Source organism: Velazquezella soli (assembly GCF_977018685.1).
On sequence record NZ_CDRNXF010000002.1, the window covers coordinates 175859 to 196540 of the forward strand.

The window sequence follows — 20682 nt, forward strand, 5'->3', positions numbered from 1 at the left end:
CAATGAACCCATTCACATTGTTCAGTCTAATCAAAAAGGCGTCCTTGTCCTATCTCCTAATCACAATTCCAACGGAGATACCAAATGTCCAACAGCACCCGCTCCACGGCCCTTGTCACCGGCGCTTCATCCGGCATCGGTGCAATTTACGCCAGGCGTCTGGCGGCCCGCGGCCACGACTTGATCTTGGTTGCCCGTCGCGCCGACCGGCTTGAACAACTTGCCAATGACTTGGCCGGCACTTATGGCGTCGCGGTTCGAGCCGTCGTTGCTGATCTGTCGACCGAAGCCGGCGTGGCGGAGGTCGGCGATATCCTCAAGGGAGATGCCTCGGTCGAGTTCCTGGCCAACAACGCCGGTGTCTCACCCCTCGGCAGCTCCACGGACCTGCCGCAGGCGGCGATCGACAAAATGATCGCGGTGAACATCACTGCGCTGACCCATCTGTCCCGCGCAGCGCTTCCGGGCTTTATCGCCCGCAACCACGGTACGATCGTCAATATCGGTTCGGTCATGGCGTTCAATGCCTTTCCGATAACCTCGGCCTACAGCGGCAGCAAGGCATATGTCCTGTTGTTCAGTAAGGGTCTGCAGGCTGAACTCAGGGACACGAATGTCCGGGTGCAGGTTGTGCTGCCAGCCGGTGTCGCTACCGAAATCTATAACGGCAGCATCATGCCACTCGATTCAATTCCAGAGGAGCTCGTCATGAGCGTCGATGACCTGGTCGACGCGGCACTGGCAGGGCTCGACAGGGGCGAAAACACAACCCTGCCCTCGATAGACGATGTGGAGCTTTGGGCACGTTACGAATCTGCCCGCGATGCGTTGTTCGCAGCGAGTCAGACCGGCAAGCCTGCATTGCGATACCGTTTCTGATGCTGGTAGGCCTCTTCGTGCTAGGGGCACGGTAGAGGCCTACAACTCAAGTGTACTGTCCAGTTTAGCCGGCATGCAAAATGTGGACTGGCCTTTGGCAAACAAAGCCCTAAGCGAAAGGGACGTCATGAAAATGGTTCACGACGGTTGCGTACTCGTGTCCACCGGAACCCCATGGTTAAGCTCTGCGACCTGCGCGAGTTGGGTCCGGCGGAGGGCTTTCTCCCGCCGGCAATGCTGGACCTCGCCTACGGGAGATGGAGGGTCGCTCAGGCAGGCGTTGCACCGACCGCTCTGGCAATATCCGGGGCGAACCTACGGAGGAAGTCAGCTTTGGTCGTCTGCCCCATGTCCACCAACTTCGCGTTTCCGCCCGCCACGATCGCGACGTCTTCGATGCCTATCACTTTGAGTATCAACCTGAGATAGCTCGTCGCGATGTCTCGATCGCGGATCGGCGAGCCTTCCGTGTAGACTCCGCCCGATGCCATCAGGATCGTGCACTGCTTCCCATGAACCAATCCCTCGCCGGAAAAGCCGAGCGTCTTGCCCTTGCGAACGATGTGGTCGATGTAGGCCTTTAAGACCGCGGGTACGTTGTAGTTGTAGACCGGCGTTCCGATGACGATATGGTCGGCCGCCAGAAGTTCATTGACCAAAGTGTCCGAGAGCTTGATGATGTCCTGCATCTCCGAGGTGTGAAGTTCCTGCGGTGTGAAGTACGCCGAGAGCCATGGCAGGGTCACGAAGGGTAGGTCGCTTTCCATAAGATCGCGTTCGACAACGCGCCCGTTTGGGTTTCTCTCCCTCCACTGTTCGACAAACATGGCGGTCAAGCCGCGTGATATGGACTGGCCGCCGCGCGGGCTGGATTCGATCACGAGCAGTGTCGGCATTTCAACTCCTTTGATGCCGCGGGGAAGCGGCGAGATCAGCCCTAAGGGTAGCGAATTGATTCGATCTTTGAAATCGATGAAATTATGATTGAATCTATCGGTTTTGGAGATGACGATGATTGGCTCACTGACTTTGGATCAGCTTCGCGTGCTCGTCTCTATCGCCGATGAAGGAGGCTTTTCGGCCGCTGGACGGGCGCTGGGCCGCGTCCAGTCGGCGATCAGCCAAGCAATCAAAACGCTGGAAGATATTCACCAGGTTGAACTCTTCGACAGAACCGGCCATCGGCCGGAGCTGACGCCGATTGGCCGGGTTCTCGTGGAGCAGGCGCGTGCGGTCCTCAGGACGGCCGAGCGATTCGAAGCGATTGCTGAGGGGGCCAAGCAAGGCCTGGAGCCATCGCTTTCCCTAGCAATCGATCCTCTGGTCCCGACCGATCCCATCATCGAAAGCATCAAGGGACTAAGGAGGACGTTTCCCGATCTGCCAGTTTCTTTTTTCACGGAAGGCTTGGATGGAGCCGAACGGCGTCTAAGGGCGGGCTCCGCGTCGCTTGCATTCTGCATGCTCCTCCCGACCGTGCCTGAAGACCTGCAGGCCTATCCACTTTTGAACCGTGAACTCGTCGCCGTTGCGGCCTCGACGCATCCACTAGCTTGCCTCGATCGCGACCTGGGGGCCGACGATCTCGAAGCCCACGTGCAACTTGTCCTCTCCAGCAGTTTGGAAAACGACGGGCCGAACTACGGCGTCGTCAGCACTCGGATATGGAAATTTGCCGACCTCGGCCGCCGATTGGATTTCCTGCTCGCAGGTCTTGGCTGGTGCCGAATGCCGTTGCACCTCGTCGACCCGTTCATAAAGGCAGGACGTCTGCGAGAATTGAACCTTAGCAACGGTGCGGTTCCACGCGCCGAGGCACTACCCGTCTATGCGGCGCATATGCGCGGCAGGCCTCTGGGCCGTGCAGGAACATGGTTGCTCTCCGACTTGCGCAATCGACTGGCAGTGGAATGATTCTAGACCCCGGAACAACGGGACAAGCGAGGGTAAAGTAGCACTCAGTGGATCTGTACCTGTAAATTTGCGCTGCGCGTACAGCCGACCATCGCTCAATCATCGCCGATGTCAGTGGCCTGCATAATCTCGGCGCGGGCGTCGCATTCACGATTATACTTATGCTAACAAACCCCTTGCAAGATTGTTGAAGCCTTTAGAGTCCGGCGCGGAATTGCCTCGGCGATACTGAAGGTCGCCTTGAACCACTCGGAACCTGCGACCCTGTTATTCGGGTAGATCTAACGTGTTGAAGTTCCTAGCGGGGAGACGGGTTCTCTTCCGCGCAACTAATACCCTAAAAGACTGTCCAGCTTGAGATCCGCTCTAGTCCAAGTTGCATGGAAGCAATACTATTGCTGACAGAATCAGAAATCTGGAATGTCTTGAATGCAGATCGTCACCCATACGCTCGCCCTTAGCCTTATCCTCGGATCATCCAACGAACAGTTTGTGATTCCATCCTATCAACGGCGATATTCCTGGCTCGACAAACAGTTTTTCGATCTGATTGATGACATCAACTTCATCGACGGCAACGACCACCATCTTTTGGGAAGTATCGTCTGCCTAACCGGGAACCACAAGGCCGGGGTTAATCCGCTGGAGCTGGTGGACGGACAACAGCGCTTGACGACGATCGCCATTCTCCTGGAATGTTTGAGAGAGCGATTCAAGGTCGAATTGTTATCAGAGCATGTCCAGGAGCTGGATCGACTGCTGACAGCTCGACCTTACAGTGGTCCGGCTATTCCCAAAATCGCACTGGACACTATGGATGCAGAGGAATTTGACTATCTCGCTAAGAATCCCGAAGTCGAGGAGGGAAGATCATTTTTAAATGAGCGCTTGTCGAACGCCTTCGCCAACGCAAGGGAGTGGGTCGGGGACCAGGAGATCGATGACCTGCTGGCCTTTAAGTATCGGCTTTTGAACCAAGCGCTTGTGATCCGACTGGATGTCGGCAACGCCAAGGACGCGTTCAAGCTCTTCGAGACGATCAATAATCGAGGATTGAAGCTCAGCCCTACGGATCTTATCAAAAACTTCTTGTTGGGCAACGCGGCACGTTTTAGCGAAGCGGCCCTAAGTGACGCCAAGCAAAGCTGGGGCAAGATCATTAAATTCCTCGACAGAGGTGATACCGACGGTTTTTTTCGTTACTTCTTGATGTCCAAAACTCAGTCACGACTGACTAAGGCTGAGATTGTCGGCCAATTCCAAGGTTTCTTCATGCGACAGATCGTCGAGGCGGAGAAGTTGCCCGACAGGAAGTGGTATGCCTACGAGGAGGAAGCCGAGGAGGAAGAAGCGACGCTTGAGCCGGAAGATGTAGCGGCCGCGCAAGGGCTGGATGAGATCGACATCGGGTCTTCCGAGCCCGACCAAGTGAGCTTTGAACAGTTCCTGAAGGGATTGGTGAAGTCCGCGCAGGTTTATAGCGAGCTTATCAATCACGACACCGGTGACGCCGCCGTTGACCGTCATTTGCGGAATCTTCGCATGATCAAGGCGACCCAGGCATACGGGTTCCTCATGCATCTCCGTACTGGCGGCACCAACCGCAAAGCCTTCCTCGAGGTTCTTCGTCGGACCGAGGCATTCATCCTGCGGCGGCACGTATGCCGGGAAAGGTCGAACGAGACGGAAACGCTCTTCGCGAACCTATGTGCTATTGACTCGACGGACCCACTGGCAGCAATCAAGGAGTCTTACAGGGACTTCTCCCCGTCGGACGAAAAGTTCGAGGAAGAGTTTGCCGCCGCTCAATTTACATCCAATATCATGGACCGGGCTCGCTACTGCCTTGAGCAGATCGAGCTGGCGAAACACGGTAAGCACCCCGAACTCGGCGTGTTGGGAACTGACGCAGTCCATGTGGAACACATCATTCCGCAAAAAATCACGACTAAACGGAGCCGCGAGGAGTTCGGCAATTGGGAGGATTACTTGGGTGACAGAGCCAAGCGACTTCATCCAAAGCATGTGAATCGGATCGGTAATCTCACCTTGTTCGCCGGCGATCTAAATATTCGCGCATCGAACAACCCGTTCGCTTTCAAGAAAGCCAATTACAAGCTCTCGTCGATACTGCTAACCCAGGACGTTGCTCAAATGAGTGCCTTTAAGTTCGTGCATGTGGGGAACCGCTCGAAGGAACTCGCAAAACTTGCGGTGACACAGTGGCCCATTGGATAAGTGAATACCCCACAAAGCTAAAATTGCGATACTCGCGGGTAGCGAGATGCAGGTCCAAACCAGCTGCACTGTTTGTCAGGGCTAGTCGATTTGTGCCGTGAACTCTGCCAAACAGTGCTTTTTTCAGAAATCTTTTTTGTGGGCGTTCTGCTGCACCACCCATAAAACTTGCCCGGATACGGTTTAGGCATTGTTTTGCACTTGACCGAAAACTCGTGTCGCAATTTCCACTGAATCCGCAGTCCGAAAACAAGAACAAATAGTAGACAGAAATTTACCGGTATAGGATAGGTAAGCGGCAAGACAGCGAACCCATGCGTGCACGATTCGGGAGCTAGCCGTGACTTTCGTTACCCATCGCGACCCTATCGACACACCCGTCCTCCGTAAGGAGAGAGGCGCGTTCTTCACGCCTCCCGCGATTACCCGTTTCATTTCGAAATGGGCCATTCGCGCGCCTGAGGATCGCGTGCTTGAGCCTGCTGCTGGCGACGCTGCATTCCTGGTTTCCGCGGTCAATCGCCTTCGTGAACTCGCTCCACGCAGGCGCTCGTGCCCAATGGTTCATGGCGTGGAGATACACGCCCACAGCGCAGAGGTTGCCCGCAAGCGGGTCGCTGAAGCCGGGGGCGAGGCCGATATCCAACTGTCCGACTTCTTTGCCGTTACGCCGGATCCAGCGTTCGACGCCGTCATCGGAAACCCTCCCTTCATCCGATACCAGGACTTTACGGGGGAAGCCCGTGCCCGTGCCCGGGAGGCGGCCATCAGGGGCGGGATTTCCCTGACGGGGCTCGCATCCAGTTGGGCTGCGTTCACCGTACACTCGGCGTTGTTCCTTAAAAGAGGTGGCCGACTGGCGTTCGTCTTGCCCGCCGAACTACTCTCGGTGAACTATGCCGCCCCCGTTCGCAAGTTCCTGTTCAATCGATTCCGCGACGTGCAGCTCGTATTGTTCGATGAGCAAGTGTTCCCGGAGGCGGAAGCGGATGTCGTGCTTCTTCTTGCTGATGGCTACCTTGAGGGGCCGGCGGATTCTGCAACGATCCGCCAAACTAAGAACGCTGCAACGCTCGACACTTTAGGCCCGGGACTGAGCTGGACACCGGCCGACCCAGCGGGCAAGTGGACCAGCAGTCTCGTCGATATCGACGCAGTGCAACTTTTGCACGCTCTCTTGGCGGCAGGCCTCTACACGGATCTGGAAACCTGGGGCGACACAACGCTCGGAATGGTAACCGGAAACAACAAATACTTCACACTTTCCCCCCAGCGCGTAGCCGAGCTCGGACTTCGCCCAGACGAGTTGCTCAGCCTTTCGCCACCCGGAAGCTCACATTTGCGGGGCCTCTCGCTTTCGAGTGCCCAGCTAAAGAAACTCGGTGAAGATGGCAGCGCGATCCACCTGTTTTATCCAACCGACCCGCCTTCCAGGGCTGCTGCGGCATATATTGCCGACGGCCACAGGACAGGCGTCGACACCGCCTATAAATGCCGGGTCCGCAAGACCTGGTACCGGGTTCCGCTCGTTTCACCCGCGGACCTTTTACTGACCTGCATGAATGCGGACACCCCCCGGATTACCGAAAACTCGGCCAAGGCTCGTCACCTGAATTCGGTACATGGGGTTTACCTGAACAAGGCATATACGGCCTTGGGCAGTGAACTCCTTCCGGTCGCCAGCTTGAACTCGATCACCTTGTTGCATGCCGAAATGGTCGGCCGCGCCTATGGAGGCGGGATCCTGAAGATCGAGCCAAAGGAGGCCGACGTGTGGGCCATGCCTTCCCCGACCCTGGTCGCCTCTCGTGCCGATGAGCTTCGCAAGATCAAGCGAAGCGTGGGAAAGCTTTTGGAAAAAGGTCGGCTGCTCGATGCCGTTAAGCTGGTTGACGAGGTACTGCTGGTCGACGGCAACGTCTCACCGATACAAATCGAGGCCGTCCGGAAAGCACGCGCGGAACTTGCAAACCGTCGCAATGTGAGGTCAGCCAGTGGCCGCTAAACCCAGTTCGAAGGCAGAAGCCTGGGAAATTTTTGATCACATCGTCGAAGCTGCTGCTCGCGCTGGGGAACACAGTAATCCATGGATTCTTGGACGTGACGGCCAGCCGCTCTTCAAACCCGACTACGACACCCTAGTGCTTTTGCTCGGCGTACCGCTGCACCTGAAAGTCGAGACGCAGACGGGCGTGCCTGCCCTCGCCCTCGATGTCTGGCTCAGCTACGAACTTCGAAGGGCTGGTTTCGGGACGGATCAGGTTTGGCCGAGGCCTGCTAATCCGCGCATTCTACCAGCACCTGTCTCAGCATTCGTCAAGTCGCTTCCCATGGCGATACGAGCTCAAGCTCAGTCCCACCTGAGAAAGAAATCATCGATCCCGAATGTTACCTCCTCTTCCGCGTCGATTCTCGGGAAAAACTACTTGAAGCAGGTTGACGTCATCATCACAGACTGGGTAACCGGCCCAGAATTATTGATTTCGACGAAGCGAATGGATTCCTCTTACGGGAAGAATGCACCAAACCGAATAGAGGAATCCTATGGTGACGCCAAGAACCTTCGCTTGCGCCACCCACTAGCGGCTTTAGGTTTTCTGTTTGGCCTGCGGTCCGATATCCTGGAGAAGGAGCCTAAGACGGCCGAATGGTTGTTCGACCTTTTGGCGAAGCTCGGCCGCGAGGACGACGCGTATCACTCGACCTGTTTAGTATTGATGGAATACTCAAGCGATCCACCAGATCCTACCGCTGACGTGGAAGAACCTGGTGAAGGTATCTTGGAGCCTGGTGCGCAGCCGACAGCTGATCCCGCTGAGGATGAGATCGTACATCTTGCTGACAGTGCCGTCGAGGGTATCGTCAAAGCCCTCCCTAACGTAACAATCCTATCAGACCGAACCCCTGAAGACCTTTCTCCAGCTAGTTTCCTGACCTCTTTAATTACCCGCGTTCTTGCGACCACTCCTGTCAACATGCATGAAGAGGCGAGGCGTCGCCGAGCTTTGGTCCTTCCAAAGAAGTCTAATCATTTTGGATAGGATATTGAGCAGGTCCCGCAGGTTCCACCGTGTTCAATTTCCTTGCGACCCAGTGCGTTTCGTAGCCCTGGTTGGCATGTTATTGGATTTGCCAGACCGGATCCGATTTGAGCGGAGCGCACTACTTCCTATAGTGGATCATTGGGGCCGGCTCACTAAGCTACGGGATTAAGACGTGGATTGGTGGTTTCCCCGCTGGATTTGGCCCATGAGACCAGTTCGGCCTCTACCTGCGCAATAAAATCTCCGTTCGCATCGTGGCCAGCCGGATCGAAAGCACCGCCCTCAAACAGGCTGCTTATGAGCGATCTCACTTTCGTCTTCAAAGCTTCGTCGCCCGTAACGCGGTCAAACGCAGCGTAGGGCTTATCCTTTCCAAGCTCCTTGCCTCCGAGATATCGTTCGAAGTCGGGTATGCTCCAACGGTGATAGACCGTTTGTCCAAGTTGGCGGCAACGGATAATCTCATCGCGAATGGACGTGTTAATGGTCCACATTGCGTTATTTGCGCCGTCTTTCCTCCGCGGCCAGTCCACATCATGTACGATGCCAAAATCGGTCTTGAAGTGACGCAACATCTTTATCAGCGGAACGAGAATCGCTTTCCCACGCGCGCGTATAATACTTACCTTACCCGCCAGCTCGTGCTGAGCTTTCACGATTGCGGATATGAAAGCAGCGTGTTCCGTGTCCCCCTCGACTAGAATTGGGTAGCTGCCGAAGAAAATCTCAGAGAAACCTACGTCAGTGAGTTGGAGCGCCTGAAGGTTATCTTTCTCCTCTTTGGAAAACTCCATCTCGTCCGCTACGTATAAGCGGGGTGATAGCGCTTTCCCGTCGCTCGATCTCTGTAGGCGAGCGATCGTGGTGTGATCTTCAAGTGGATTGACGAAGTAAGGTGAGTGTGTTGTTATCAACACCTGCCAATCGGGATGCTGCCCTAGAGCATATAGATGTGCTTGAGCTGCTCTTGCAGCCATGGGGTGAAGCGCATTTTCCGGCTCGTCCATCAGAAGAATGTAACCAGGCAACGCTGGATCCTCGGCATCTTCTGGAATCGCGCCACCTTCGTTGAGAGCAGCTATCTTCTGGGTGATAAGTTTGGTTGCTTCACTGTCCGGGTCTTTCTTCCTTTCCTTTAACAGACTGGCGTTGAGCGGCTTCAATAGCGCCTCGCGCCGCTCTGTCTGACGGCTGATTTCGTTGTGTACCTGAAGCATTGCCCAAAATAGTGCCCGCCGAGCGCCCGTGCCCTTTTGGGCCACGCGGGATTGGCCAGAGGGCTCCTCCACGCGGATGCCAGAGCCTTGCTTCAGCAATGAATCAATTTTCAATTCAGGGCTGGTCATCTCAACATGAAGACTGACACTGAGACCTGGAAATACCCCTTGGAAGCCGGTCTTTATTTGGTCCGAGATAACGTCCAATCGGTTTTTATGAGGCTGTGCAAGCGCATTTACCGTCGCTGCGAGGGCAGCTTTGTCTTTGGAGATTTGCGACTCCGAGTCTGTCTCCAGTGCCTTAAGTTCTTTCACCAAGGGGCTTAGCGCCAGTGTGAGCAGTATATCCTCAGTCGACAGAGCATCATCCAGGGATTTAATTCGCATTGGCTTTGGTAGGCGGGACGTGAAAACGTTATCTGCTCCTCCAGCCTTTCCCTCCTCCGCCCAGTCGCCAGTTTGCGGATCCCAGGTCTGTCGAACGGCCTTTTCACCGGCCGGCCAACTCCACCGGCTGCGTACAATGCGTTTTTCGCCCTCTACTATTTTCCACTTCTCATCGACATTGCCCATGCCAGCCGGAATGTGGACATCCAGCTGGATTTCCGACGGCTCGCCAGCGGGTGCCCAGTTGCACCGATCGTGCGCGGTAAACGTGCCCGGGTTCACCGCGAGCTCATATGCGCGCAGAATTGTCGTTTTCCCGGAATTGTTTGGGCCAACCAGGCATAGAACATCATCAAGTTTGACGCTGATGGACTCGGATCCGATGCAGCCGACATTCTTCACGGTGATCTTAAGTAGTTTCGACCTCATGCAACCCCCATCCATAAGACGATGAGAGAATGGCTGAGTCTGAGATCAGTCTCAGCTTCCAATCGTTCCAATTCACTGGGAGATCAGTGACAATGGGATAACATATCTTGAGACGTTGCAAACCCGTTGTTTGCAAAACCTAACGCGCCGAAAATGCATAGTGGCGGGCGGCAGCTTGTCTACGGGGGAACGGCTCATATCGGGCCGTTATCGGACTGACCGATATTGGCGGGGAATTCGAGAAAGTGACATCCAACATCCGACAGGCACGAAGTCCGGGCGGTATTTCGCGCAGGTTTAATCGAATGCCGGGGTAGAAGTGCAAATCGGCGAGAGCCGTCTTTCATGTGCTTTATTTGGTGGACTTGCTAGGTTTGAGGGACGGGTTATTCCCTGGTGTGGTTTTGTTATCACGGCGGCGCTGGTCCGGTTTCCCTGTGGATTTTGCTATCGGCTTTGGTCCTGGTTTAAGTGCCATGAGTGCTCTCCATTTTGATTTAAGAAAACGGGCCTGTGCGTACCTTCTGACGGGGACTGGGGCACAACAATACTATGTAACAATCCACACCAGTTCCGGCCGAAGTCAAGGCCCAATTTATACTCACACAGTAGCAACACCACGCGAAAATAGGCAGACCCGGCCATATGCACTTTGCCTTCCTGTTCATATCAGTGGCTGTGCGGGCGATCGGTTATTCCGTATGGACGAAGTTTCTGAGCGCCTGCTGTTGGTCGGGATTGGCGTTAGCCTCGGCCGATCACGTTGATTGAGGTACTTCCATCTGTTCCAGGAGCAAAGCCTGCTCCCCGCGCTGTTCTTCGCTACCAGGGCGCACACCGACCGACAACTCTCTGCTTATTGCGCCATGGGAAGCGGCGATCGACGGCTTTCAGTACGGGTTGGGAACCGAATGAACGACTGATATGCGGGCGCAAAGTAGCCATGTCCGTTCGCCTATTCGCTCTTGAGCGGAATCGAACTATCGACCCATTATTGAAACGTAATCTTATTGATTCCGTTCAACAATCTGACCAATATGCTTCACTGCCCCCGGTCGCACATCATCCGGCAGCTTCATTTCGGCCAGCGGCGCGTCACCAACTCGCACGACCATGACCATGCCCATGTCGTAGTGCGGCGTGCACATGATCCCGTAAAAGCCTTCCTCGGTGAAGGTGACTTCGATCTCCTGATTGATCTTGCCCTTGAACGGAGTGGCTCCTTTCGGGAGGAAATCCTTGATCGTAGCTGCATTATGCCCCCGCTGCGTCGCCAGGAACTTCACCATGTCACCTGGTTTCAGCGACAGGAAATCCGGTTCGAAAGCCATGCCGCCGGTGGCATTGCCGTTCAGCATCTTTACTTCGAAAGTCTCGGCATGGGCAGCGACTGGCGCCAGAGCCAGGAGAGTGGCAAAGAAAATGGATCGCATGAGAACCTCATTGAATGGATTGGAACCGGATCAGGCTTGAGCCATCCGTGTCTTCGATAAAACGGGCCGTGACACCAAAAACGTTGCGGATCAGGTCGAGCGTCAGAATCTCGGCAGGAGTCCCCAAGGCCAGAAGCGCACCTTTCGACATTACGCCGATGCGGTCGCAGGTCATCGCCTGATTGAGATCATGGAGCGCGATCACCGACGTGACGGGAAGCGCCTTGACGAGACCGAGGATAGAGAGCTGATGCTGAATATCGAGATGGTTGGTCGGCTCGTCGAGCAGCAGGATTTTAGGCTGCTGTGCGAGCGCACGGGCGATATGGACGCGCTGTTTTTCCCCACCTGACAGTGTGTGCCACGATCGCTTTTCCATGCCGGCCATATCGACCTGTCGCAGGGCCTCTGCGACGATCCAATCATCCCCTGCCGACCACGGCTGCAGCGCCGACAGCCACGCCGTTCGACCGAGCTCTACCGCGTCGAGGACAGTCAGTCGCTCGAGCGTATCGCTTTGCTGCTCGACAAAGGCCAAGGTCTGACCAACCTGTCGCCGGTTCATCCGCGCCATGGCTTGGCCTTGAAGCGAGACGCCACCTGATGATAGTGTGAGGATGCCGGCCAGCAGTTTCAACAGGGTCGATTTGCCGGAACCGTTCGGCCCGATCAATCCAAGCGTCTCTCCGTCCTGTACGTCGAGAGATACCTTTTCCAGGATGCTGGTACCGCGGACCTTCCAGCTCAAACTGTCAGCGGTGAGGATCATCGAATGCGCCTTCCGCGAATGAGGATGATGGCGAATCCCGGTGCGCCGACAAGGGCGGTGATGACGCCGATCGGCAGGACCTGATTGGGCACCAGCACCCGCGAGCCGATATCGGCAAGCACGAGAAAAACCGCTCCCATCAGCGCCGACACGGGCAGAAGGCGGGCGTGACGCGGCCCGACGAGAAAGCGCGCGGCATGGGGAATAACGATGCCGACGAAACCGATCGATCCGACAATGCTGACCATGACAGCGGTCATCATCGCCGCCGTTCCGATAACGATCGCCTGGATCTTTCGGACGGGCACTCCGAGAGAGGCCGCGGAGTCCGCACCGAAGGTGAAGGCATCCAGCGCCCGGCGATGCCACATGCAAATACAGACACCCAGAATGGCGATCGGAACGGCCAGCATGACATCGTTCCAGCGTACGCCGCTGAGGTTCCCCATCAGCCAGAACATCACGCCGCGCACCTGCTCAGCATTGGCGGATCGGGTGATGATGAAGGAGGTCAGGGCATTGAAGAGTTGCGAACCGGCGATGCCGGCGAGGATGATCAGCCCGGTCGCCTGAATGCCGACACCGCCGCCTGCAGCGCGCGCCAGCATCACCACCAGAAGAAAGGCGATGAGCGAACCGGCAAAGGCACCAAGCGAGAGCGAAAGAAGTCCACCGCCGATACCCAAGATCAGGATGGTGACAGCACCCGTTGATGCACCAGCGGAGATACCGAGAATATACGGATCAGCCAGCGTATTGCGCAGCATCGCTTGCAGGACGACGCCGGACACGGCCAGTGACGCACCGCAGCAGGCCGCCACGATGGCGCGTGTGAGCCTATAGTTCCAGATGATGCCAGCGTCGATCGAATCGATGGCATAGGATGCGCCGAACATCTTGTTGGCCAGCGTCTGGCCGACAAGATGGATCGGCATGGACGTCTCCCCGACGGAGACGCCCAGCGCAATGGCCATGAGGAGCAGGAGGACGGAGCCGGCCAGATAACCGATCAGGCGCGTGGCGATCCTCCCGTCCCGCTCCACTGCGATATCGGTCACTGCTTGCCCTTAATGTCTTCAAGCGCGTCGGCGACAGTTTCAATGCCGGTCGGGATGCGAATGCCGGCATGGACGGCGTGGGCATCGACCACGACGATATTGCCGTTCTTGACGGCCTCCATCTCACGGGTCACCGGATCGCTCTTCAGGTAGTCGAGCTTAACCTGATAGTCGTCGGCCGGATAACGGCGGCGATCCATGCGCGCGATGATGATGACATCCGGATTGGCCTTGGCGATCGTCTCCCAACCGACGGACGGATATTCCTCATCGCTCTCCACCACGTTCTTCACGCCGAGCGTATTCATGATAAAGCCGGGAATACCCTTCTGGCCAGCGACAAAGGGATCGAGATCGATATCGGCGCTGGAGAACCAGAAGACGGCAGAAACGTCCTTCAGATCGAGCGACTTCGCCTTTGCGGCAGCGGCGGACACGCGTGAGCGAAGCTGTTCTTCGAGCTTGTCACCGCGATCCTGCACGTCGAAAATCGTCGAGAGTTCATCGACGGCGCGGTAAACCGTGTCGATCGAGAACGGGACTTTGCGCGAACCGTCGCCGCCCGACATGTTGTCCTTGCCGACGCAATCGGCGGGCATGGCATAGACATTGATGCCGAGCTCGTTGAACTGCTGGCGCGTGCCGACCACGCCCTGCGGGCCGACATGGACCTCGAACTGGGTCGTCACCAGCTCGGGCTTCTTGGAAGCCACGGCTTCGAAACCGGGATGGTTGTCCGCCAGACGCGGCACCTTGGCATTGACGTCCTTGAACTCCGGCAGAACCTCGTTGAACCAAACCGACGTGCCAACAACTTTGTCGCCGAGGCCGAGCTCATAGAGCATCTCAGTCGTCGACTGGCCGACGGTTGCAACGCTTTTAGGCGCAGCATTGAAGGTCAGTTCCTGACCGCAATTGCTGATCTTGAGCGGATAGGTCGTCGAGGCAGCATAAGCGCCCGAGCTCGCGAACAGAAGGGTCGAAAAGGCAAGCGCTGCCTTGAGTTTCGTCATGATCAATCTCCGGTCAGTGAAAAGGACCCGATCGGGGATCGTCGAGACGGCATGGGACACCCGCCTGCCAGTTTTCACCGCCATTCGAAACAGCACGCAAGAACGCTGCAAACATCCGCTTCCTCCTCCGGACACCCCGCCGGCATTAGTTTACCCAGGTGTCGGCAGGTCTCCTGACTGGCGGGTCGCTGCGTCCTTTCGCCTTCCCGGGCAAAGCGCCCAGTGGCCGATGAAAGGATGCTCGCCGCCTACAGTTGCGGGGGCAGTTTCGTTTGACGGATCGCTCCGTTTCGAATTCCCTGTTCGTCCCTTACGGGAACCGACGGTTGAAAGCTATACAGGCTTGGATTTGCCACGCAAGCTTTGGATCTGCGTCAGCGCGGCTTTGTCGCTGTCAGCACGAAATATTCGATCTGCTGTGTGCTATCATCGTAGACGGCACCATAGGGATGCGTTTCAAAGAGATGCTTCCACGACTGCACGTCGCCGAAGCCAGCCTCATGCAGCAGTGCACGCGCATCAATATCCGTCAGGCCGTTAAAAAACGGCAGTTCCTTGCCGAACTCAACTGCGCTGTCGTTTTTGCGATGCAGGAACCACAGGCCGTCCGACACCAGAAGCTTGCCACCGGGCCTCAGGATGCGGTGAGCCAGGGACAGCGCACCCGCCGGGTTCTCAAGCGTCCATAGAACATTGCGCAAGGTAACGATATCGACGCTCGCGTCAGGAATTTCGGCGTCATCCATCGTCGAATGGACAAAGGTCAGGTCGAGGCCGCGGGCCTCGGCATCTTGACGCGCGTGGGACAGCATGCCCTCTGAACCATCCACTGCGGTGACCCGATGGCCGAGCTCCGCGAGCAACAATGCGCAGGCCCCTGTGCCGCATCCAAGATCGACAGCATCGCGGATGTTGTCACCGAGTGCAGCGGAGAACACGCGTTTCCAGTCGTCGTGATGACGTTTGTGTGAGGCCGCACCGTTGAAGCGATGGGCGCGCCCGTTCCAGTGATCGGACATAGCCTTGGCAGTGTTCGGGGCAGCTTTCATAAGACCATCTTTCAGAGCTTCGAGACCGCTCGCAACGTTCGCGGTGTGAATTGTCTGCCACAAAGGCGAAGTCGAACCAAGCCTTGACTGACACGCTGCTCGCCCGCCACGCGTCAAATTGTCACCACGCTTGCGACACATTGCGCCGTCCCGATCGAGGGAGTATGACATCCGTCAGGTTTCACGGGCAGATCGATGAGATGATCCGGAATTTTGGGCATTTGCGGCAATGGGGGCTGTGCATCGCATGCGCACTCGCATTCCTTTTGCTCGGGTTCGCCCATAAGACACCTGTCCTCGACGCTGGCCCAATTCCAGCCAGCGAAATTGCCGCCTACATTCTTCCTGACGGAACTTTGCCAGTGCTTTGCCTTCCATCAGAAGATGGCAAGACACATCAGCATGGCCAGAAGGCCGGCGGATTTTGCGAAGCTTGCCGACTGGCCGCCGCAACTATCCTGCCGACGCCCACCGACACATTTGGCGCGCCCATCCTGCGCGAAGTCGCACATGCTCAATCAGTAGCAATCGAGCTTGCACCCCGCTCCTTCCTACCATCCGGCGCCTCCGCCAGAGGCCCTCCCCTCGCTATCTGACATTTGATCGTCTGCCCTATCGATCGTCTCTCCGAGAGGGGGAGTAGCAATCGATAGCCGTCTGCGTTCGCTCTCCGCTGCGCTTTCGTAGCCAGCAGAGCGTCTGACGGCAGAAATCCGGCAGATTGCGCCTTCGTCCCCGCCGGACGGAGCATCGCTCAGGCGCACGATCAATCCAACATCCATTCAACGCAGCGACATCGTACCAGAGGGGATACGTATGACCGTGATCGCAGAACCCACGGCGGGAAAAGCCGACAATCGCAGCACGCGCGACTTCTACAACACCGCCTGGCGCTGGCATTTTTATGCCGGACTGTACGTCGCGCCTTTTCTTCTGATACTCGCCGTAACAGGGCTCATCATGCTTTGGTCATCGGTCCTGGTGGGGCGTGACGGAGAAAAATTTTACACCGTCGCCCCCGCGCACCAGGCGCTTGCCGTCTCGCAACAGGCTGAGGCGGCAAAAGCTGCCGTGCCAAGAGGTGCTGTAACCCAGTACATCGTGCCCCGCTCGGAAACACAGCCGGCCGTCTTTCGCGTCAATTCGGGCGAAAAGGCAACCATGGTGGCTGTCGATCAATATCGGGGAACGGTTATCGGAACATGGGATCGCCGTGATGCGCTCTACGATCTGGCCAATCTCATCCATGGGACCTTGCTGATTGGAACAGTCGGCGACCGACTGATTGAGATAGCCGCGGGTTTCGGCATCGTTCTCATCATCACGGGTCTTTATTTGTGGTGGCCACGCGGCGAACGCAGTCTGGCGAAATCGCTTATCCCGCAGTTTCGTGGCCGGCAAGTTTGGAAATCACTGCACCAGACTGTGGGTGTTTACATCGCCCTCATCCTTTTCGCCTTTCTCCTTTCCGGCCTGACGTGGGCTGGGGTCTGGGGTGAGAAGATGACACAGGCCTGGAGCACATTTCCTGCGGAAAAATGGGATAATGTGCCGCTGTCGGATGTCACCCATGCGAGTATGAACCATGAGGGCGTCAAGCAGGTTCCGTGGGTGCTGGAACAGACCCCGATGCCCGCATCTGATCCCCATGCTGCGCATAATGGCCACGCAATGCCATTAGCCTCTAACGCCTCGGGCGTGGACGCGGTTGTCGCTCAGGCAAGATCGCTTGGGTTCGGCGGGCGCTTCCAGCTCTCCTTTCCGAGTGGGGAAACCGGTGTGTGGACAATCGCTCGCGACACGATGAGTAATGACAGCGCCGATCCCGTTTCCGACCGCACCATGCATATCGACCAGTATAGCGGCAAGGTTCTCGCTGATATCCGCTACGAGGACTACGGCGCCGCGGGCAAGGCCATGGCAGTCGGCATTGCGCTGCACGAGGGCGATATCGGTGTCTGGAATATCGCTCTCAACACGCTCTTCTGTCTTTCCATCATCTTCCTGTCGGTCAGCGGCATCGTCATGTGGTGGAAACGCAGGCCCGCCGGCGCCATCCGTCTCGTTGCTCCGGTCACTCCGGAGAAGATGGCTCTCTGGAAGGGGGCAGCCATTGTCATGCTGGCCGTATCGCTTCTGTTTCCGCTGACAGGCCTCGTCCTCGTCGCCGTGTTGGTGCTCGACCTTTTCGTCATCCGCCACATCAAGCCGCTCAAACGCGCGCTCACCTGAGAAAGACCGAAATGCCGAATTCATTCCAAGGAGGATCCTTCATGTCATTCACCCGAATCAAAATCTTCGCCGCGGTTCTTGCCCTGTCGCTTCCGGTCTCGGCGCTCGCACATCACGTCGATGGTCACGTCAAGGGCGACATCAAGGTCGAGTCCGCCTATTCCCGCGCCATGCTGCCGGTCGCCAAGGTCGGCGGCGGCTACCTGACGATCGTCAATAGCGGCGCAGCAGACCGCCTTGTCAGTGCCACCTCCGATCGTGCCGGCGAGGTCCAGATTCACGAGATGAAGATGGATGGCGGCGTCATGGAAATGCGGGAATTGAAGGATGGCGTTGCCGTTCCGGCTCACGGCTCTGTCGAATTCAAACCCGGCAGCTATCACCTGATGTTCATGCAGGTCGACAAGCCCTTCAAGGAAGGTGAGACCGTCAAGGCGACACTGGTCTTCGAGAAGGCCGGGCCAGTCGATGTCGAACTGTCCGTCGGTCCAGTGGCTGGTGGCGCAAAGCCTGAGGCTGCGCATGGCGGGCACGGCGATCATGGCAGCCATGAAGGACATGGCCAATGACACCCAATCCGTTCATGCTGGTCGCCACAACCATCTCGGTGATCTTTGTGACAGTTCTGATTGGCATTCTCGCGTTCACATTCAAGGACGAGCCCCGGTACGCGGCATTCGACACCGATTTCTCCCTGGTCAATGACCGGGGGGAGCCGGTCGACAAGTCACTATTCAAGGGCAGCCCGTCGCTCGTCTATTTCGGTTACACCAACTGCCCGGAAGTGTGCCCGACGACGCTTTTCGAAGTCGCAGGCTACCTGAAGGCGCTCGGCGAGGCGGGCAAACCGCTGAAGACCTACTTCTTCTCGATCGATCCTGAGCGCGACACGCCGTCGATCATGCACGCCTACGTCACAGCCTTCAGCAACCGCATTACCGGCGTCACCGGCAAGCCGGAGGAAATGAAGAAGGTCACAGACGGGATGATGATCCATGCCGCAAAGCAGGAAGGCAGCAATCCCAACTATCACATGAGCCACACGACCTCGCTGCTGATGTTTGGCGCAGACGGGCGGCTGAAAGGCCTGCTCCCCTACGGCGAGCCCGAGCCGGAAGCCGTCGAGCGCATCCGCTCGAGCCTCCTCAAGTCATAGCCCTGCAAAACCAAGGATCGTCCAAATGAACCGTCGTGATTTCAATCTCCTGATGACTGCAGCCGGCGCAGGGCTGCTGCTGAACTCCGGCCAAGCATTCGCACAGGGTGAGACGCCAAAAGATGCTCCTGTGTTTGCCATGCTGGTGCATCCCAAAATGATATTGCTCGACCTCACGGGGCCGTTGACGGTGTTCAACATGACCCGCGGCAAGGTCCATCTTGTCTGGAAGGACCAGTCCCCCGTTTCGACCGATGTCGGCATCCCCGTAACCGCCACGACGACGTTCATGGACTGCCCACGCGATGTCGATGTCTTCTTCATTCCGGGCGGGCTTGTCGGCGCGACCGAGCTGATGGAAGATCAGGAAACGCTCGATTTCGTTCGCGAGATGGCCGGCCGCGCCCGTTTCGTGACGGCCGTCTGCACAGGTTCGCTTGTGCTCGGTGCTGCGGGCGTTCTCACGGGGAAACGGGCAACCACGCTGTGGAATGTTCGAGATCTGCTGCCGATATTTGGCGCTACACCGGTCCATGACCGTGTGGTCGAGGATGGAAACATCATCACTGCGGGCGGCACCACGGCAGGCATCGATTTCGGCCTGTCGATCGTCGCGCGCCTGCGGGGCGAAGAGGCTGCAAAACGCATTCAGCTCATCATCGAATACGATCCGCACCCACCCTTTGATGCAGGCAGCCCGGAAAAGGCCGGACCGGAGATCAGCAATTCGTTGCTGAATGCCAGAAAGCCAGCGATGGACGACGCAAAGGCTGCGGCCCTGAGGGCGGCTGAGCGCCTGAAGGCGTGAGGCTGCGATAGGCAGTCTTACCGCAGGTGACCTATTCATATTCGACAGCGACAGCGACACCGGCCGCCGCTGCCGTCCGAAAATGACCGACGAAAATTATGAAGCAACCTTTGATGATCTGGTCGGTGGTGTCGCCTCGGCACCCGGTCGTTCGTTTTACCTGACGATTTCGCAGCGATTCTGAACTGCCGAGACAGATGCCCGTCAACTGTCGTGATGGTGGTGCCTCCGTTCAATGGGCACCACGCGAGGGCTGGACGGCATGCCGTGAGAAATATCGCGCCGTCGGAACGAGCATCGCAAGTACGGGGATCACCAGGCACAGGATACCCGTGCAGATCAGCACGCTTTCTCTTCCTAGAAGGTTCACCAAGGGCGCCATAAGCGCCAACCCTGCCAGTGCTAGCCCATAGGAAAAGAGGAAATCGAGCGAAGAAACACGTGAGAGCCGGTTCTGTGGAACTTCGCTCTGGACCGAGGTGAACCAGGGCACATTGAATATTTCGATCCCTATGCCCGCCACGAAATATGCTGTTACTAGGATTTCTATAGTCCCTGCAAGGAGAAGGCTGAACGGCGCCAGCCCGTAAGAGCGAAAGGCCGACAAGCGCGACCCAGCCTCTATCGGCAGGATGCCATCTCACCATCAGCAATGCGCCAGCGAGCGCCCCGGCCATGTAGGCCGTCGCCGTCGCTGTCATAAGTGTTACACCGCCAAAGACGTCCTGACTGCAACATCAAAGTCGGAACGATCATGCCCTGGGCCGTCGATACACCTTGGTGGACACATGCCGCGAACTATTCCGGCCACGAGCCACAAATGACCATGATGGATGACCCCGAACTGGTCGTCGATGCGATTGTGAAGGCATGCACCGATCCGAAAGAAGAACAGCCGGTGGGCTGGAAAGCCAAGGGCTCCAGCATATCGCATCATCTCATGCCCCGACCTAACCGAACGACTGTCGGCGAATATTTCGAAATCCGAGTCTGAGAAAGCCGCTTTTCGGTCGGCCAACCGGGGATCCATCCACACACCCATGGCGGACGGCATGA

17 protein-coding genes and 1 riboswitch are annotated in these 20682 nt (G+C 57.1%); of the genes, 10 read left to right on the forward strand and 7 right to left on the reverse strand.

The window, feature by feature from the left end; all coding sequences use genetic code 11:
* Positions 1-84 precede the first annotated feature (84 nt).
* Positions 85-879, forward strand: a complete 795-nt coding sequence (locus AC0JZ8_RS02615; protein WP_471891643.1) for an SDR family NAD(P)-dependent oxidoreductase — start codon at positions 85-87, stop codon at positions 877-879.
* 269 nt (positions 880-1148) lie between these two features.
* Here the strand turns inward: AC0JZ8_RS02615 and AC0JZ8_RS02620 are convergent, their stop codons facing one another.
* On the reverse strand, positions 1149-1775 hold the full coding sequence (locus tag AC0JZ8_RS02620) for an FMN-dependent NADH-azoreductase (protein WP_471891644.1): 627 nt from the start codon (positions 1773-1775) through the stop codon (positions 1149-1151).
* 115 nt (positions 1776-1890) lie between these two features.
* Between AC0JZ8_RS02620 and AC0JZ8_RS02625 the strand changes: the two genes are divergently transcribed.
* The 4 genes from AC0JZ8_RS02625 to AC0JZ8_RS02640 all read left to right on the forward strand — a co-directional run bounded on the left by AC0JZ8_RS02625 (position 1891) and on the right by AC0JZ8_RS02640 (position 8072).
* Positions 1891-2793 carry a LysR family transcriptional regulator gene (locus AC0JZ8_RS02625; protein WP_471891645.1) on the forward strand — a complete coding sequence of 301 codons (903 nt, stop codon included), beginning with the start codon at positions 1891-1893 and terminating at the stop codon, positions 2791-2793.
* A 429-nt stretch (positions 2794-3222) separates the two neighbouring features.
* Entirely contained in the window at positions 3223-5031 is a 1809-nt protein-coding gene (locus AC0JZ8_RS02630; protein ID WP_471891646.1) for a DUF262 domain-containing protein, read from the forward strand.
* A 340-nt stretch (positions 5032-5371) separates the two neighbouring features.
* The gene (locus AC0JZ8_RS02635; protein WP_471891647.1) at positions 5372-7036 is read left to right on the forward strand and encodes an HsdM family class I SAM-dependent methyltransferase; all 1665 of its coding nucleotides are present in this window, start codon (positions 5372-5374) and stop codon (positions 7034-7036) included.
* A complete protein-coding gene (locus AC0JZ8_RS02640) occupies positions 7026-8072 on the forward strand; it encodes a hypothetical protein (protein WP_471891648.1) in 1047 nt (348 codons plus the stop codon). The genes AC0JZ8_RS02635 and AC0JZ8_RS02640 overlap by 11 nt, the downstream gene beginning before the upstream one ends.
* A 155-nt stretch (positions 8073-8227) precedes the next feature.
* On the opposite strand, the gene AC0JZ8_RS02645 is transcribed toward AC0JZ8_RS02640, so the two are convergent.
* From AC0JZ8_RS02645 to AC0JZ8_RS02670, 6 genes are all read right to left on the reverse strand, one after another.
* Positions 8228-10108, reverse strand: coding sequence for an ATP-dependent nuclease (locus AC0JZ8_RS02645; protein ID WP_471891649.1), 1881 nt, complete (start codon positions 10106-10108; stop codon positions 8228-8230).
* 1007 nt (positions 10109-11115) lie between these two features.
* Positions 11116-11466 (reverse strand): pseudoazurin, encoded by a 351-nt coding sequence (locus tag AC0JZ8_RS02650; RefSeq protein WP_471891650.1) that lies wholly within the window; start codon positions 11464-11466, stop codon positions 11116-11118.
* Positions 11467-11548: 82 nt separating this feature from the next.
* A complete protein-coding gene (locus AC0JZ8_RS02655; RefSeq protein ID WP_471891651.1) occupies positions 11549-12310 on the reverse strand; it encodes an ABC transporter ATP-binding protein in 762 nt (253 codons plus the stop codon).
* Positions 12307-13284: a FecCD family ABC transporter permease gene (locus AC0JZ8_RS02660; protein ID WP_471891769.1), complete on the reverse strand. Its 978-nt coding sequence runs from the start codon at positions 13282-13284 to the stop codon at positions 12307-12309. Before AC0JZ8_RS02660 ends, AC0JZ8_RS02655 begins: the two co-directional genes overlap by 4 nt.
* A gap of 80 nt (positions 13285-13364) precedes the next feature.
* The gene (locus tag AC0JZ8_RS02665; protein WP_471891652.1) at positions 13365-14381 is read right to left on the reverse strand and encodes an ABC transporter substrate-binding protein; all 1017 of its coding nucleotides are present in this window, start codon (positions 14379-14381) and stop codon (positions 13365-13367) included.
* A 146-nt stretch (positions 14382-14527) separates the two neighbouring features.
* A riboswitch (cobalamin riboswitch) is annotated at positions 14528-14720 on the reverse strand.
* 35 nt (positions 14721-14755) lie between these two features.
* On the reverse strand, positions 14756-15400 hold the full coding sequence (locus AC0JZ8_RS02670; protein ID WP_471891653.1) for a class I SAM-dependent methyltransferase: 645 nt from the start codon (positions 15398-15400) through the stop codon (positions 14756-14758).
* Positions 15401-16246: 846 nt separating this feature from the next.
* Between AC0JZ8_RS02670 and AC0JZ8_RS02675 the strand changes: the two genes are divergently transcribed.
* The 5 genes from AC0JZ8_RS02675 (at position 16247) to AC0JZ8_RS02695 (ending at position 20620) form a co-directional block, all read left to right on the forward strand.
* Positions 16247-17662: a PepSY-associated TM helix domain-containing protein gene (locus AC0JZ8_RS02675; protein ID WP_471891654.1), complete on the forward strand. Its 1416-nt coding sequence runs from the start codon at positions 16247-16249 to the stop codon at positions 17660-17662.
* Between the two features lie 41 nt (positions 17663-17703).
* Positions 17704-18231, forward strand: coding sequence for a copper chaperone PCu(A)C (locus AC0JZ8_RS02680; RefSeq protein ID WP_471891655.1), 528 nt, complete (start codon positions 17704-17706; stop codon positions 18229-18231).
* Positions 18228-18818: an SCO family protein gene (locus AC0JZ8_RS02685; RefSeq protein WP_471891656.1), complete on the forward strand. Its 591-nt coding sequence runs from the start codon at positions 18228-18230 to the stop codon at positions 18816-18818. The genes AC0JZ8_RS02680 and AC0JZ8_RS02685 overlap by 4 nt, the downstream gene beginning before the upstream one ends.
* A 25-nt stretch (positions 18819-18843) precedes the next feature.
* Positions 18844-19626, forward strand: a complete 783-nt coding sequence (locus AC0JZ8_RS02690; RefSeq protein WP_471891657.1) for a DJ-1/PfpI family protein — start codon at positions 18844-18846, stop codon at positions 19624-19626.
* 754 nt (positions 19627-20380) lie between these two features.
* Positions 20381-20620 (forward strand): hypothetical protein, encoded by a 240-nt coding sequence (locus tag AC0JZ8_RS02695; protein WP_471891658.1) that lies wholly within the window; start codon positions 20381-20383, stop codon positions 20618-20620.
* Positions 20621-20682 lie beyond the last annotated feature (62 nt).

Bases quoted from the DNA above. Each gene is read 5' to 3' on its own strand.
- AC0JZ8_RS02675 (WP_471891654.1), top strand. From the start codon at position 16,247: ATGACCGTGATCGCAGAACCCACGGCGGGAAAAGCCGACAATCGCAGC.
- AC0JZ8_RS02655 (WP_471891651.1), bottom strand. From the start codon at position 12,310: ATGATCCTCACCGCTGACAGTTTGAGCTGGAAGGTCCGCGGTACCAGC.
- AC0JZ8_RS02695 (WP_471891658.1), top strand. From the start codon at position 20,381: ATGCCCTGGGCCGTCGATACACCTTGGTGGACACATGCCGCGAACTAT.
- AC0JZ8_RS02650 (WP_471891650.1), bottom strand. From the start codon at position 11,466: ATGCTGAACGGCAATGCCACCGGCGGCATGGCTTTCGAACCGGATTTC.
- AC0JZ8_RS02670 (WP_471891653.1), bottom strand. From the start codon at position 15,400: ATGTCCGATCACTGGAACGGGCGCGCCCATCGCTTCAACGGTGCGGCC.
- AC0JZ8_RS02615 (WP_471891643.1), top strand. From the start codon at position 85: ATGTCCAACAGCACCCGCTCCACGGCCCTTGTCACCGGCGCTTCATCC.
- AC0JZ8_RS02665 (WP_471891652.1), bottom strand. From the start codon at position 14,381: ATGACGAAACTCAAGGCAGCGCTTGCCTTTTCGACCCTTCTGTTCGCG.
- AC0JZ8_RS02690 (WP_471891657.1), top strand. From the start codon at position 18,844: ATGAACCGTCGTGATTTCAATCTCCTGATGACTGCAGCCGGCGCAGGG.
- AC0JZ8_RS02685 (WP_471891656.1), top strand. From the start codon at position 18,228: ATGACACCCAATCCGTTCATGCTGGTCGCCACAACCATCTCGGTGATC.
- AC0JZ8_RS02660 (WP_471891769.1), bottom strand. From the start codon at position 13,284: ATGGCCATTGCGCTGGGCGTCTCCGTCGGGGAGACGTCCATGCCGATC.
- AC0JZ8_RS02645 (WP_471891649.1), bottom strand. From the start codon at position 10,108: ATGAGGTCGAAACTACTTAAGATCACCGTGAAGAATGTCGGCTGCATC.
- AC0JZ8_RS02630 (WP_471891646.1), top strand. From the start codon at position 3,223: ATGCAGATCGTCACCCATACGCTCGCCCTTAGCCTTATCCTCGGATCA.
- AC0JZ8_RS02625 (WP_471891645.1), top strand. From the start codon at position 1,891: ATGATTGGCTCACTGACTTTGGATCAGCTTCGCGTGCTCGTCTCTATC.
- AC0JZ8_RS02620 (WP_471891644.1), bottom strand. From the start codon at position 1,775: ATGCCGACACTGCTCGTGATCGAATCCAGCCCGCGCGGCGGCCAGTCC.
- AC0JZ8_RS02680 (WP_471891655.1), top strand. From the start codon at position 17,704: ATGTCATTCACCCGAATCAAAATCTTCGCCGCGGTTCTTGCCCTGTCG.